Origin of the sequence: Enemella evansiae (genome assembly GCF_004362375.1) — a bacterium.
Lineage (GTDB): Bacteria > Actinomycetota > Actinomycetes > Propionibacteriales > Propionibacteriaceae > Enemella > Enemella evansiae.
This window is the reverse complement of the sequence record NZ_SNXA01000008.1, coordinates 80916-95057: the sequence shown is the minus strand read 5'-3', so window position 1 is coordinate 95057 and position 14142 is coordinate 80916. Positions and strand designations below refer to the sequence as shown.

Genomic DNA, 14142 nt, shown 5'->3' with positions numbered 1-14142 from the left:
CGCCCTGGGTGAGCGCCGTCATCGCTGTTCGGCGTCCAGCTTCGCCTGCATGCCGGTCGCGAGCTGGCGCAGCCCCTGATCGGCCGGTACCGCGCCGGACCAGATCTGCAGGAACGTGTCCGCCTCCAGCTTGCTCCATTCGGCACGGCGGGTCGAGATCGGGTAGGGCACGGCACCCGGCACAGCATCGACGAAGGTCTGCAACCGGTACTGCGGCATCGACTGCACCCATTTCTCGGCGGTCCCGGTGTAGGCGGGGATGACGGTGCCGGTGGTCGCCTGCAGCTCGGCGGCCTCGGCGCTGGAGGCGAAGGCCGCGAACTTCTTGGCCATCGGAAGATTCTTGCTCTTGGCGTTGGCTACGTTGCCCAACCCGTGGATCACCGACTGGTTGCCGGTCGGCCCCTTCGGCAGCGGGGCCACGTTGATGTCGTTGCCCACCTGGGACTGCGAGAACGGCAGTGCGGCATAGGAGGCGAAGTAGCCCATCGCGACCTGGCCGGAGGTGAACATCGTCTCCGGCTCGGTGTCGGCCATCTGCTGCGCGGTGGGCGAGGATCCGTCGGCGATGAAGCCGAGCAGGTATTCGATGCCGGCCAGCGCCTCCGGGGAGCCATAACCCGACTTCTTGTGATCGGAGCTGATCACCTCGCCGCCGGCCTGCGGGATCGCGGTGTAGATGTTCTCCTGGGTGTACGCCGGGGCGACGAAGCCCTTCGTGTCACCACGGGTCAGCTTCTTCGCCGCCTCGCGGGTGTCCTGCCAGGTCCAGTCAGCGGTCGGCTCGGGCACCCCGGCCTCGGCGAACAGCTTCTTGTTGTACCAGAGGCCGATCGTGTCGAAGTCCTTCGGCGCCCCGTAGAGCTTGCCCTCGTAGGTGTAGAGCTCGGTGAGGCTGGCGGGATACTTCGACTGATCGATGCCCTGGTCATCGAGCGGGGCCAGCTGTCCCTCCGAGGCGTAGAGCCCGAACTGGGCGCCGTTCATCCAGAACACGTCCGGCCCGTTGCCGCCGCTCATCGACGTCTGCAGCTTGGTCCAGTACTGCGCATTCGGCGTCAGCTGGATCTCCACCGTGGTCCCGGGGTTGGCGGTCTCGAACTTGTCGGCGATCTGCTCCATCGCCGGCCGCTGGGCCTCGTCCCAGATCGCATAGGTGATGGTGTCACCACCGCTGCCGGTGGAGCCGCAACCCGATGCGGCCAGGGCGAGCGTCGCGGCCGCGACGGCCCCGATCAACCTGTTCTTCACTAGATGCCTCCCTCGGGCTGCGCTGCCCAGCTGTGTAAACGTTTAAGTGACCGGTTACGCGGAGACGCTAGGACAGCCACAGAGACCCCGCAAGGGGGTGTGCCGAACTTTCTTTCCGGTTGGACAAAATCCCGCATCCGGGGCGGCGCCACCGCCGTGGGAGACGGTCAGAAACCGAGGCGGTTCAGGTACTTCGGGTCGCGCTGCCACTCCTTGAGCACCTTGACCCGCAGATCCAGATGCACCGGCGTACCCAGCAACCGGGAGATCTGCTGACGGGCCTCGCTGCCGACCTCCTTGAGGCGGGAGCCCTTGTGGCCGATCATGATCCCCTTCTGGGAATCGCGTTCGACGATCAGGTTGGCATAGATGTCGAGCAGCGGCTTGTCCTCCGGCCGATCTTCCCGCAGGCCCATCTCCTCGACGGTGACCACGATCGAATGCGGCAGCTCATCGCGTACGCCCTCCAGCGCGCATTCGCGGATGAGTTCGGCGACCAGGGTCTCGGTCGGCTCGTCGGTGACCTCGCCATCGGGATAGTACGCCGGGCCCTCCGGCAGCAGCGAGATCAGCACGTCCGCGACCTCATCGACCTGCTCGCCGGAGACCGCCGACACCGGGACCACGTGCTCCCAACGGATGCCGAGTTTCTCTTCCAGGCCGGCGATCGCGAGCAGGTGCTGCCGCATCCGGTCACCCGAGACCAGGTCGGACTTGGTGGCCAGCGCGACCAGCTTGGGGCGCTTCGGCAGGGCGGCGATCTCGGAGACCAGGTGGGTGTCACCGGGGCCGACGCGCTGGTCGGCGGGCAGGCAGACCCCGATCACATCGACCTCGGACCAGGTGTCGTGCACCAGCGTGTTCAGCCGCTCCCCCAGCAGGGTGCGCGGCTTGTGCAGACCGGGGGTGTCGATCAGCACCAGCTGGGCGTCCGGGCGGGTCACGATCCCGCGGATCACGTGCCGGGTGGTCTGCGGTTTGCTCGAGGTGATCGCGATCTTGGAACCGACCAGCGCATTGGTCAGGGTGGACTTGCCCGCATTCGGGCGCCCGACGAAGCAGGCGAAGCCGGAGCGGAAACCCTCGGGGGTCGGTTCGGTGGTCGTCACCCGGTCAGTGTAGGGGTTCGTGGCCGTCCCGCTCCGGGAAGCGGAGCCCCGGTGGTGGCGTACCGGTCCGCCGCGCCGTCAGGTCCCGCGCCAGTTTCGAACTCCGCAGGCCGGTGCGGAAGAACCGCCGCAGATCGGAGGGGTTGTCGTGGCTCAGCTGGACGTGGAAGTAGTTGATCTGCTCCAGCACGGCCAACACGGCGGTGACCAGACCGGGCAGCCAGGCGGCCGCAGTCGGCCCGCGGAGCACCAGAACCACGGCCAGGGCGCCGATGCTGAGCACCCAGCCGATCGGCCGGAACGCGGCGAAGAAGCCCAGGCCGCGGGGCAACATGGTGCGCTCGGTGAGTTGGCGAACCTTGCTGGCCCAGTACGCCGCCCCGGCGAGCAGCAGCACCGCGCAGGCGATCGCACCGCTCAGGTTGGCCACCGTCAGCGGCCAGCCGAAGAACCAGAAGAGCCCCGGTAGGAGGATCACCGCGTTGAGGGTTTCGATCAGCGCCATCGATCGGTACCGACCGCGCAACCGATCCAGCGGGTAACTCACCGGCCGGAACCTACCAGCCGAGTGGGCCTGTTCATCTCGACACGTACGCCCGGCTCCGCTGCGCTGCGCCGGGTGTCCTACTCGATGACCGTGAAGATGCAGTGGCTCCGGCATACTCGGACCCATGGTGTTCCCGGCCCGGCATCTGTCGATCTCGATCTCGCGGCCGCCCGCGGAGGTGATCGCGTTCGCGGGCGACCCGCAGAACCTGCCGCAGTGGGCGGCCGGGCTCAGCGCCGGCATCCGTCAGGTGGGTGACACCTGGGTGACCGATTCGCCGATGGGCACCGTGGAGGTGGCGTTCACCGGCCCGATCGAGGCCGGAATCCTCGATCACGACGTCCGGTTGCCCGAGGGCACCGTGGTGCACAATCCGCTGCGCGTGCTGGCCAACGACGACGGCAGCGAGGTGGTGTTCACGCTCTACCGCCTGCCCGGCGTACCGGACGGCGATTTCGAACGGGATGCGGAGCTGGTACGCGCCGATCTCCAGCGATTGCGGGTGATTCTCGAGGGCTGACGTCGGTTCGGCTCATCTCATCTCGACACGTACGCCCGGCTCCGCTCCGCTGCACCGGGCGGACTACTCGATGAGCGTATGGAAGGGCTGCGCCGGGCGTCCTACTCGATGAGCGTCAGGTGGCGCGGTCGGCGGATTCGGCGGCCAGCGCGGCCGCTGCTTCGGCACCGGCGTCGTCGGCCTCGGGGTCGGGCAACCGGGTCACCAGCAGGGTGTCGATCCGGTTGCGGCGGCCGGCGCCGCGCTCGGCGACCAGTTCCAGACCGTGCACCCGGACCATCGATCCGGGGATCGGCACCTTGTTCAGCTCCTTGGCCATCAGGCCGCCGGCGGAATCGACGTCCGCATCGTCGAGTTCCAGGCCGAACAGGTCACCCAGTTCGTCGACCGGGAGCCGTGCCGAGATCCGGTACCGGTCCTCGCCCAGTTGCACGTAGGGCGGCAGCTCGGAGTCGTCGTACTCGTCGACGATCTCCCCGACGATCTCCTCCAGGATGTCTTCGATGGTCGCCAGCCCCGCGGTGCCGCCGAACTCGTCGACGACGATCACCAGATGGCTGCGGCTGGCCTGCATCTCCTGCAGCAGCTCATCCACCGGCTTCGAGTCCGGGCACCAGACCGGGCGCCGCATCATCGATCCGACCCGCTCGCTGGTCTGCGCATCGGCATTGTCATAGACCCGCTTCATCAGGTCCTTCAGATAGAGCACGCCGACGACATCGTCCAGGCCGCCCTCACCGACCACCGGGATCCGCGAGAAGCCCGACCGCAGCGCCAGCGACATGGCCTGCCGCAGCGTCTTGTGCTCCTCGATGAAGACCATGTCGGTGCGCGGCACCATCACCTCCTTGACGATGGTGTCACCGAGATCGAAGACAGAGTTGATCATCTTGTGCTCGCCGGCCTCGATCAGATCGCTGGCGACCGCGCGGTCGACGAGCTCGCGCAACTCGGCCTCGGTGGCGAAGGGCCCGTCGGCGAAGCCACGCCCCGGGGTCAACGCATTGCCCAGCAGGATCAGCAATTGCGGCAGCGGGCCGAGCACGGTGGTGAGCAGCGACAGCGGCCCGGCGGCGACACAGGCGACCCGGTCGGCGTGCTGGCGGCCGAGCGTACGCGGTGCGACACCCCAGAGGATGAAGGAGACCAGCACCATCGAACCGATCACGGTCAGCAGGCGTACCCAGTCACGCTGGACGTTGTCGAAGACCACCAGCGCGACCAGGGTGATCGCGGCGATCTCGAGCAGCACCCGGAAGAACAGTGCGGTGTTCAGATAGGGCGGCGGGTCCTCGGTGATCAGCAGCAGCCGTTTGGCACCGGATCGGCCCTCGGTGACCAGATGCTCGGCGCGCGCCTTGGAGAAGGAATAGAGGGAGGCCTCGGCGGCGGCCATCAGCCCGGCCAGGATCGTCAGCAGCAGTGCGATCCCGAGCCGGAGCCAGTCACCGGAGGTCACGTTCGATCCCGCGCCCCGGCCCAGTCGGAGAGGATCCGATCCTTCAGGGAGAACATCTCCTGCTTCTCCTCCGGCGTCCCGTGGTCGAAACCGAGCAGGTGCAGCAATCCGTGCACCAGCAGGTATTCCGCCTCCTCATCCGCCGACCGCCCGTGCTCGGCGGCCTGTCGCGAGGTGACCGCCGGGCAGAGCACGATGTCGCCGAGCAGGCCCAGCGGCGGTTCCTCGTCCTCGGCCGGCGGGCGGAGTTCGTCCATCGGGAAGGACAGCACGTCGGTCGGGCCCGGCTCGTCCATGTACTTCTCGTGATAGGCCGACATCGTCTCCTCATCCACCAGCAGCACCGACAGCTCGGCCTGCGGATGGATGCCGAGCTCGTCGAGCGCGAACCGGGCCAGCGCCACCAGCCCCTGTTCGTCGGCCTCCAGACCGGACTCGTTGTTCAGGTCGATGCTCACCGCCGGCCTCCCGTCCGCGGGCCGCTGTGCCGCGCCCCGCCCCCACCGGCGGCGTCGGCCACCGACTCGTACCGGTCGTAGGCGGCCACGATCCGGCCGACCAGCTTGTGCCGGACCACGTCGTGATTGGTCAGCTGGCAGAAAGCGATGTCGTCGACCCCGTCGAGGATCGAACGGACCTCGCGCAGGCCGCTCTTCTGGCCCCCGGGCAGGTCGACCTGGGTGACGTCACCGGTGACCACCATCCGGGAGTTGAAACCCAACCGGGTGAGGAACATCTTCATCTGCTCCATCGAGGTGTTCTGCGCCTCGTCGAGGATGATGAACGCGTCGTTCAGCGTCCGGCCGCGCATGTACGCCAGCGGTGCGACCTCGATGGTGCCCGAGGTGAGCAGGCGCGGGATCGAGTCGGGGTCGACCATGTCGTGCAGGGCGTCATAGAGCGGGCGCAGATAGGGGTCGATCTTGTCGCTCAGGGTGCCGGGCAGGAAGCCGAGCCGCTCCCCCGCCTCGACGGCCGGCCGGGTCAGGATGATCCGGTTGACCTCCTTGTTCTGCAGCGCCTGGACCGCCTTGGCCATCGCCAGGTAGGTCTTGCCGGTGCCGGCCGGGCCGATGCCGAAGACGACGGTGTGCGCGTCGATGGCGTCCACATACCGCTTCTGGTTCAGCGTCTTGGGCCGGATGGTGCGCCCGCGGCTGGACAGGATGTTCGCCGTCAGCACCTCGGCCGGCCGCTCATCGGTGTGGTCGGTCATCATGGCGACGATCCGCTCGACGGCGTCGGCGCTGAGGCCCTGACCGGTGCGGATCACGGTGACCATCTCGGTCAGGATGTCGGCCCCCAGGGCCAGTTGGTCCGGATCGCCGGTGAGGGTGATCTCGTTGCCGCGGACGTGGATGTCGGCGTCCAGTTCCCGCTCCAGGATGCGCAGGAAGGAATCCGCCGGTCCGAGGATGTGGACCATGTCGATGCTGGCCGGGATGGTGATCTTGCGCGAGCCCTGCTCGCCGGCCACGCCCGGGCGATCAACTTGTTGCGGTCTGATGGTGTCCTCCAGTTTCGGGTGTCTGCACCCAGTCTAGTGATCCCGGTCTCCTCCGGCACCGGCATTCGCGTACGGCAGACTGGCGGCCCAGGAGGCACTGATGGCGATCTTCCAGACCTTTCAGCAACTGGTGGCCGCGGACCCGTACCGGCTGGCCGCCGACGCGCTGCTGTCCACCTTCGCGTACCAGCCGCTGGTCTCCCGTCATCACCTGGACCAGGTGCTGCGCGGGTTCTGCGCGGAGAAGGGGCCGACCTTCCTGGGCCTGACCACCCGCGAGGTGATGCCGGTGGAGATCTGCGAGGCCCGCAGCATCCTGATCTGGCAGCGGGCGATGGCGGCCAGCACCCGCGTCCGGACCGGTGACTACTCGGTCGAGGAGCTGATCCTGCTGGACTATCGGCTGATGTCGATGGACCCGCTCTCGCTCGCCCAGCACTTCAAGCTGGCCTGAGCCTCAGCCCCGGTCGGGGCGGTGGGGATGATCGAAGGAGTCCTCGGCCGCTCCGTCGTCCATGATGTGCATGGCGGCCTCCTCGGCGCTCGCGGCCGCTCCGGAGATGCCGACATCCTCACCGACCAGCTCGGATTCGGCGTCCTCACCCGGGTAGCCACCGCCCGCGCTCACCAGCCGGCCGGCCCGCCGATCGCCGACCTCGGGATCGGAGTCGTCTTCGGTGGGATCGTCGTCGAAGCCGTCCTCCCCCGACACCCGGTCCGGGTCGTAACCCTGTTCGGGCTCCTCCTGCCGGCACCGCTGCTCCAGGGTCTCCCCCTGCCGCATCTCGGCCGCGGTGTTGCCGAAGCCCTCGGCGACCGACCAGTCATCGGGCGCGATGTAGCCCTCATCCAGCGGATCGACGCCGTTGCGGTCGACCAGATTGTCCTCGGCATCCAGCTGATCCAGCTGCACCGATTCGTCGGGGACCTGTTCGTCGATGAACTCCGAATCCGTCTCACTCATGGCCTCATGCTGCCACTTTCGGAGCCGGATCGGGGCACCCCTAGACTGGCCCGACGTGACCGCCTCGACCGACCCCGCACGTTCCCCGGCGTACGCCGACACCGGTTCGCCGAACTATGCGGTGCTACTGGCGCTGATGAGCGTCGTGGTGATCCTCTCCGGCATCGGCGCCTCCAAGGGCGTCGTCTTCGGGCCGATCATCACCGACGGCGGCTTCTTCCTGTTCCCGCTCGCCTACATCGTCGGCGACGTGATCAGTGAGGTCTATGGCGGGCGGGCCGCGCGGCGGGCGATCTGGGTCAGCTTCGGCGCCAACGTGCTCTCGGTGCTCTGCTACGCGATCATCATCGCGCTGCCGGGTTTCACCGATGACTACGGGACGGCCAAGCAATCGGCACTGGAGACCGCGCTCGGACCGGTCTGGCAGGTGGTGCTGGCCGGCATCCTCGGTTTCCTGGCCGGGCAGAACCTGAACACCCTGGTGATGGTGGCGATGAAGAAGCGCAACCGGGAGAAGGGCCTGATCGCCCGGATGGCGTCCTCCACCGGCGTCGGCGAGTTCGTCGACACCCTGGTGTTCTGCACCGTCGCGGCGACCGCGATCGGGATCACCTCGATCGGTCAGTGGGCCAACTACACCTTCTTCGGGTTCCTCTACAAGGTGCTGGTGCAGTACGCGGCGATGCCGGTGACCTCGATGGTGATCGGCTGGCTCAAGCGCCGCGAGCCGAGTTACCAGGCGGCGCTGGCCGAGTGACCAGGCGGGTCAGGTCGTCCCGGAAGAGTTCCCACACCCGGTCCGGGTCGGTATCGGCGACCACCCGTGCATTCGGCGTACGCCGCCAGAGGTTGCGGGCATCCCGCACGGTCGTGCCGCGGGTCAGCTCCGAGGTCGTCTCCACCCCCACCCAGGTGGTCATCGCGGGCCAGGGCACCGCGTCGAGGGCCACCATCGCGGCGAACAGGTCGTGCACCTGAGCCAGCCAGCCGTAGCCGTATTCGGCGTGGAAATCGAAATAGAACTCCAGCGCGTCGGCGAGCAACGCGAGCACCTGGGGGCGCTGCGGGTCGGGGCCGGCTCCGGCGATCAAATCGGCAAGCCGCTCCGGGGTGATCACGATCCGTTCGGTGACCCCGAGCGAGCAGACGATCGGCAGCCGGTCGGCCGGTTTTCCTTCCCAGGCGGCGTACGCCTCGGCGGCCGCGTGCGGATCGACCCAGCTGTTCCACTCCGCCGTCGGTGTGGTGTTGCCGGGATGATCGAACGAGCCGCCCATGATCACCACCCGGGCAAGGAGCTCGGGCAGCCCGGGTTCGGCACGCAGTGCGGCCGCCAGGTTGGTCAATGGGCCGGTGACCAGCAGGGTGGTCTCGCCCGGATGGGCCCGCAGCTCGTCCAGCCAGAGGTCCAGGAATCCCCTGCTGGACAGCGATCCCCGGGTCGGCGGCAGGGTGGCATTGCCCAGGCCGTGATCCCCATGGGTCTCCGGCGTCGTGCTCGCCGGCACGACCAGAGGGGCGGGCCTGCCGACGCATACCTCGACCCCGTCGACGCCGCAGATCTCGAGCACGGCAAGGGAATTCTCGGCCGCCTGTCGGGCGGTGGTGTTGCCCGAGGTGGTGGACACCCCGACCAGGTCGACATCCTCGCGGGCTGCCAACCAGCACAGTGCCAATGCATCGTCGATACCGGTGTCCACATCCGCCAGGAGCCGCATCCGGGCAGCCTACGGTCATCGAGCAGACCGCGCAGCGACCCACCCCACGTTCATCGAGTAGGTCGCGAAGCGACCGTGTCGAGATGAACGCGCCGCCGGGGTTCATCTCGACACGCCCTGTCGGCGCCGCTTCGCGCCGCCGACAGGGCTACTCGATGAACGTCAGGGGGGACACCGCTCGGCGCCGCTTCGCGCCGCCGACAGGGCTACTCGATGAACGTGGGGGTCAGGGGGTGGCAACCGGTTGCCGGGCCGGGCGATGCTCCGACGGGCGACGCAGGGCGATCGCGCAGGCGACGGCACCGACCACCAGCGGTCCGGCGAACAGGATGTAGATCGACCCGACCGACCAGCCGGCGCCGAGCAGGGCCCCGGCGAGGATCGGTGAACAGACCGAACCGACCCGACCCGCGCCGATCACCAGGCCGGAGATGGTGGCCCGGGTCCTCGCCGGGAAGGCTGCGGGGGCGGTGGCGAACAACCCGGCGATCACCGCACCGGTGAAGATGCCCATCGCGAACGCCCCGACATAGGCGAGCATGATCGACCCCAGCCCGAGCGCGAAACCGACGAACGCGATCGCGCTCACCACGAAACAGATCGGCAGCAGCAGACCCGCCCGGATCCGGGTCGCGGTCCAACCGAAGCCGAGGGTGCCGAGAATGCCACCGACCGCGAAGACCGTGCCCGCGCGTACCGCCTCGACATCGGTGTAACCCGCCGCCGACACCAACCGCGGTGTCCAGCTGCTGGCGAAGTAGAAGGCCAGCATGACGGTGAAGAACGCCAGCCCGAGCAGCACCGCGATCCCGCCGATCCTCGTCCCGGAACCACGCTCCGGTTCGGCGGCATTGGCGGCCTCCGGTTCCGGGAGGGTGGTGATCGGCGGATGGCCGAGCCGGATCAGGATCGACCGGACCTTCTCCAGCGCACCGATCGGCCGTTTGCTGATCAGATAGGCCAACGACTCCGGCAGTGCGAAGAAGATCACCGGCACCAGAAGAGCGGTGAGCCCGGCCCCGACCCAGAACAGTCCGCGCCAGTGCAGCGGCCCGAGCAGGGCCGCGGCGATCAGGCCGCCGAGCATCGCGCCGATCGGCTGGCCGGCGGCGAACCAGGAGATGGCCACCGCCCGCCACCGCCTGGGGGTGTACTCGGTGACGTAGACCGCGACACAGGTGGTCACCGCGCCGACGGCCAGACCGGTGACGAACCGGGCACCCCAGAGCACCCCGTAACTCGGCGCGAGTGCGGAGACGACCATGCCGAGGGTGACCACGCTCAGACCGAGCAGGATCATCATCCGCCGGCCGATCAGGTCCGCGATGCCCGACAGCGCGGTGGCCCCGACCGCCATCCCGAAGAGCGCGGCACTGAGCAGCACCCCGAGTGCTGCCGGTTGCACCGCCCATTCGCGGCTGACCGCGGGGGCGCTGAACGCCATCACCAGCAGATCGAACCCGTCGATCATGTTCACCAGGGTGGCGACGACGATGATCACGATCTGTGGTGTGCGCATCCGGGACCGTGCGATCACGTCCCGGGGATCTTCTTCGACCGTCATGGTCTGACTCCTGCTCGGATTGGACTTCCTTGTCGACGCCGGCCCCGGATCAACGAAGCCCCGTGATGACAGATACCGACGTGAACCATCGAATAATGTCGAGGTTTCGGGAAACGTAGATCGGTGCTCGCACACCCGACAAGGGAGCTCATCCAATAGTGATGAGCAGTCCCGAAAACGCTTCCCGACAACGTGTTCATGGTCACATCAACCCGTTCTACGGCACCCGTCACTACACATTGTGAAGAAGCGCCTTGCCGCTGCACCGTCTCGATGTTTGATTGGTGAAGACACCAGTTCACCATTGGATATGGCCGGATCCGACAGCAACGTCGGAGCCCGAGGCCGGCTCGCCAAAGGAGGCAGCAATGACGACAACGACCAGGGAAGCGGGAGCGCCCACCCTGTCCACGGTGTCGAACGCCGTCGAGGTGATGGAGGCGCTCGCCGGCGGCCCGGCGACGCTGCGGGAACTGGCCGCGCTGACCGGTCTGCCGCGCCAGACGGCGTACCGGATCGTGCGCACGCTCATCTCCCACGACTGGGTGCGCAAGGAGTCCGACAGCGACCGCTATCGGATGACCTACCGGATCTGGTCGCTGGCGACCCAGGCCTTCGGGCAGATCGATGTCCGCCAGGATCTGCGCGAGCAGGTACGCCGGCTCGCCCGGGTCGGCGGGGAGACGGTGCACCTGGCCGTCTACGAGGACGGAGAGGCCGTCTATATCGACAAGGCCGAGGGCTCCGAGCCGATCTGCACGCGGACCAATCTCGGCAGCCGGGCCGCGGCGCACGCGGTGTCCACCGGCAAGGTGCTGCTCGCCTTCCAGGACCACGCCGAGCAGGAACGGGTGCTCGGCGAGGAGCTGCGGGCCTACACCGAGGACACCGTCACCGACCCGGCCAGGCTGCGTCGGCAGCTGGCCCAGATCACCACCCGCGGTTACGGCACCAACTCCGGTGAGTGGCGCCCGGGTGTCGGCGGCATCGCGGTGCCGATCCTCGGTCCCGACGCGACGGTGCTGGCTGCGCTCGGGTTCACCGGGCCGGCGGATCGGGTCCGCGCCCGCCAGGACCGGTTGCGACAAGCCCTGGAGGAGACCGCCCGGAGCTACCAGAAGAGCCTCGGGGCCAGCTGACCGGAACCGCCACCCAGACACGAAAACCACGACACGAAGACCACGACGCGAGGACCGGACCGTCCTCGTGCTGCTGAACGACGCTCGAAACAAGGAGGCACCATGGCCACGATCCTCGGCCTGGGCATGACCCACTATCCGTTCTTCCTCGGCCCCGACGAGAACATGGCCAGCATGTTCGTCAACCGGCTGCAGGATCCGAATCTGCCGGAGACCCTGCGGACACCGCGCGGTTGGCCGCAGCTGCTGGCCGAGGAGTGGGGTGAGGATCAGGGTCTGGCGGCGGCCAGGGAGCATCGTGCGAAGTCGCTGGAGCACTTCCGCCGGCTGCGCCGCCGGATCGACGAGTTCGCCCCCGATCTGGTGTTCATCTGGGGTGACGACCAGTACGAGAACTACAACGAGACGATCATCCCGCCGTGGTCGATCCTCGCCTACGAGGACAAGATGCTGCGTCCGTGGGCGCACAAGGTCGCCGGGACCCGCGGGCCCGACAACGAGAACGTCTGGGGTGAGACCGGCGATCAGGAGGTCTTCGTACGCGGCAACCGCGAGGTGGCCAAGGCGCTCACCACGCACCTGCTGAAGAACGGTTTCGAGACGGCCTACGCCTACGAATCCAATCACTACGAGGGTTTCAGCCACGCCTTCATGAACACGATCCACTACCTCGACTACGACCGGCGGGGTTTCGACTATCCGGTCATCTCGAACACGATGAACTGTTACGGCACCCGCGTCATCGGCTGGCGGGGGCGCGGCGCACCGATCGGCCACCAGGCACCGGAGGATCCGCCCTCGCCGCCGCCGTGGCGCTGCATGGATCTGGGCCGCGAGATCGCCCGCTTCCTCAGCCGGACCGACCTGCGGGTGGCGTTGATCGCCTCCGGCAGCTGGTCACACGCCTTCATGTGCGACTTCTCCTATGGCATGTGGCCCGATCTGGACGGTGACCGCAAGATGCTCACCGCGATGCGCGACGGCGACGTGGACACCTGGCGCGAGCTGACCACCGAGGAGCTGGAGGCCAGCGGCGAGCACGAGCTGCTCAACTGGTATCCGCTGGTCGGTGCGATGAACGAGCTGGGCGCCGACCTGGTCTGGAGCGACATGGTCGAGACGATGTTGTTCAACTCCCCCAAGGTCTTCGCCGAATACGAAGAGGTGACGGTATGAGTGGCCTGTTGCTGCGCGGTGGCCGGGTGCTGGCACCGGCCAGCGGCCTCGACGAACGCGCCGACGTGCTGATCCGCGACGGCCTGATCGCCGCGATCGGTGCCGACCTGGACGCTGGTGACGCCGAGGTCCGCGATGTCTCCGGTGAGCTGGTGCTGCCGGGTCTGGTGGACATGCACTCACACCTGTTCTCCGACTTCTCACTGCTCGGCGCCCCGGTCGACGAGGCGCATCTGCGCCGCGGCGTGGTGGCCGCCGCCGACGCCGGGACCGCCGGTGCGGCGACCTTCGCGGCCTTCGAGCGCTACATCGCCCGCCCGGCCCGGACCCGCACCCTGGCGTTCCTGAACGTCTCCACCCTCGGGGTCCAGGACATCAAGGTCGGTGAGTGCCACAACCCGGCCGCGCTCGACCTGCCGGCCGCGCTCAAGGCGGCGACCGATTACCCGGATCTGGTGCGTGGGTTCAAACTGCGGGCTTCCGAGGAGGTCGTCGACGGGTCGGCCCACGACGCCCTGGTGAAGTCCCGGGAGATCGCCGGCCAGGCCGGTCTGCCGCTGATGGTGCACATTGGCGACACCGTCGAATCGCTGTCCGAGCTGTTGCCACTGCTCACCACCGGGGACATCGTCACCCACTGCTACACCGGCAAGTCCAACGGCACCCTGGTGGACGGCCGGGTGCTCGACGCGGTGCTCGAGGCCCGGGAACGGGGCGTGCTCTTCGACTCCGCGCACGGGGCCAGCAACTTCTCCTTCGCGGTGGCCAAGGAGGCGGTCGGCCAGGGTTTCCTGCCCGATGTCGTCAGCTCCGACACCAGCGCCCGGAACTGGCGCGGCCCGGTCTATGACCTGGTGACCACCATGTCGAAGCTGCGCGCGGTCGGGATGGCGCTGCCGGACATCGTCGACGCGGTGACCGCACGCCCGGCCCAGGTGCTGCACCTGGACGCCGAGGGCTTCGGCACCCTGCGTGTCGGTGGCCCGGCGAACGTCACCGTGCTCACCGAGGCCGGACCGACCCCGCTGCGGGACAGCGCGAAGAACAGCGAGGAGTGGATGGTGGACCGGCTGGAACCGGTGCTCACCGTGCGTGCCGGTGACCTGGTCGAACCCACCGCCTGGCGCGGCCTCACCAGCACCGACGACAAGCAGCCCGCGCACGCCGGAAGCTGAACCAGCGAAGGGA

The 14142-nt window shown here is 68.1% G+C and carries 15 protein-coding genes; 6 read left to right on the top strand and 9 right to left on the bottom strand.

Translation table 11 applies throughout. The features are described from left to right. Positions 1–18 precede the first annotated feature (18 nt). The 3 genes from C8D81_RS01030 to C8D81_RS01020 form a co-directional block, all read right to left on the bottom strand. The gene (locus C8D81_RS01030) at positions 19–1251 is read right to left on the bottom strand and encodes an ABC transporter substrate-binding protein (RefSeq protein ID WP_094360366.1); all 1233 of its coding nucleotides are present in this window, start codon (positions 1249–1251) and stop codon (positions 19–21) included. Between the two features lie 167 nt (positions 1252–1418). After that, complete coding sequence (era, locus tag C8D81_RS01025) at positions 1419–2360, bottom strand: GTPase Era (protein ID WP_094360364.1); 942 nt, start codon at positions 2358–2360, stop codon at positions 1419–1421. A 4-nt stretch (positions 2361–2364) separates the two neighbouring features. Beyond that, positions 2365–2907 carry a hypothetical protein gene (locus C8D81_RS01020; protein ID WP_133625381.1) on the bottom strand — a complete coding sequence of 181 codons (543 nt, stop codon included), beginning with the start codon at positions 2905–2907 and terminating at the stop codon, positions 2365–2367. A gap of 124 nt (positions 2908–3031) precedes the next feature. On the opposite strand from C8D81_RS01020, the gene C8D81_RS01015 reads away from it, so the two are divergent. Beyond that, entirely contained in the window at positions 3032–3427 is a 396-nt protein-coding gene (locus C8D81_RS01015) for an SRPBCC family protein (RefSeq protein ID WP_094407297.1), read from the top strand. A 115-nt stretch (positions 3428–3542) separates the two neighbouring features. Here the strand turns inward: C8D81_RS01015 and C8D81_RS01010 are convergent, their stop codons facing one another. Genes C8D81_RS01010 through C8D81_RS01000 form a run of 3 tightly spaced genes read right to left on the bottom strand, consistent with a single transcriptional unit; the run spans position 3543 to position 6312 of the window. Continuing rightward, positions 3543–4886 (bottom strand): hemolysin family protein, encoded by a 1344-nt coding sequence (locus C8D81_RS01010; protein ID WP_094360358.1) that lies wholly within the window; start codon positions 4884–4886, stop codon positions 3543–3545. Then, positions 4883–5344 (bottom strand): rRNA maturation RNase YbeY, encoded by a 462-nt coding sequence (ybeY, locus tag C8D81_RS01005; RefSeq protein WP_094360356.1) that lies wholly within the window; start codon positions 5342–5344, stop codon positions 4883–4885. Before ybeY ends, C8D81_RS01010 begins: the two co-directional genes overlap by 4 nt. Next, positions 5341–6312: a PhoH family protein gene (locus C8D81_RS01000; protein WP_098477485.1), complete on the bottom strand. Its 972-nt coding sequence runs from the start codon at positions 6310–6312 to the stop codon at positions 5341–5343. Before C8D81_RS01000 ends, ybeY begins: the two co-directional genes overlap by 4 nt. A 181-nt stretch (positions 6313–6493) precedes the next feature. Between C8D81_RS01000 and C8D81_RS00995 the strand changes: the two genes are divergently transcribed. Continuing rightward, positions 6494–6847: a hypothetical protein gene (locus C8D81_RS00995; RefSeq protein ID WP_094404198.1), complete on the top strand. Its 354-nt coding sequence runs from the start codon at positions 6494–6496 to the stop codon at positions 6845–6847. A 3-nt stretch (positions 6848–6850) separates the two neighbouring features. On the opposite strand, the gene C8D81_RS00990 is transcribed toward C8D81_RS00995, so the two are convergent. Then, positions 6851–7357 (bottom strand): DUF5709 domain-containing protein, encoded by a 507-nt coding sequence (locus tag C8D81_RS00990; protein WP_094430021.1) that lies wholly within the window; start codon positions 7355–7357, stop codon positions 6851–6853. A gap of 55 nt (positions 7358–7412) precedes the next feature. Between C8D81_RS00990 and C8D81_RS00985 the strand changes: the two genes are divergently transcribed. Further along, entirely contained in the window at positions 7413–8114 is a 702-nt protein-coding gene (locus tag C8D81_RS00985; RefSeq protein WP_229119480.1) for a queuosine precursor transporter, read from the top strand. Here C8D81_RS00985 and C8D81_RS00980 read toward each other — a convergent pair. Together C8D81_RS00980 and C8D81_RS00975 are read right to left on the bottom strand one after the other, a co-directional pair. Then, complete coding sequence (locus tag C8D81_RS00980) at positions 8071–9075, bottom strand: nucleoside hydrolase (protein WP_094430023.1); 1005 nt, start codon at positions 9073–9075, stop codon at positions 8071–8073. The genes C8D81_RS00985 and C8D81_RS00980 overlap by 44 nt on opposite strands. A gap of 226 nt (positions 9076–9301) precedes the next feature. After that, positions 9302–10639: an MFS transporter gene (locus tag C8D81_RS00975; RefSeq protein WP_094430024.1), complete on the bottom strand. Its 1338-nt coding sequence runs from the start codon at positions 10637–10639 to the stop codon at positions 9302–9304. A 368-nt stretch (positions 10640–11007) separates the two neighbouring features. Between C8D81_RS00975 and C8D81_RS00970 the strand changes: the two genes are divergently transcribed. The 3 genes from C8D81_RS00970 to C8D81_RS00960 all read left to right on the top strand — a co-directional run bounded on the left by C8D81_RS00970 (position 11008) and on the right by C8D81_RS00960 (position 14129). Continuing rightward, a complete protein-coding gene (locus tag C8D81_RS00970) occupies positions 11008–11778 on the top strand; it encodes an IclR family transcriptional regulator (protein ID WP_094430025.1) in 771 nt (256 codons plus the stop codon). A 102-nt stretch (positions 11779–11880) separates the two neighbouring features. Further along, positions 11881–12954, top strand: coding sequence for a DODA-type extradiol aromatic ring-opening family dioxygenase (locus C8D81_RS00965; protein WP_094360344.1), 1074 nt, complete (start codon positions 11881–11883; stop codon positions 12952–12954). After that, positions 12951–14129, top strand: coding sequence for an amidohydrolase family protein (locus tag C8D81_RS00960; protein WP_094430026.1), 1179 nt, complete (start codon positions 12951–12953; stop codon positions 14127–14129). Before C8D81_RS00965 ends, C8D81_RS00960 begins: the two co-directional genes overlap by 4 nt. Positions 14130–14142: the final 13 nt, after the last annotated feature.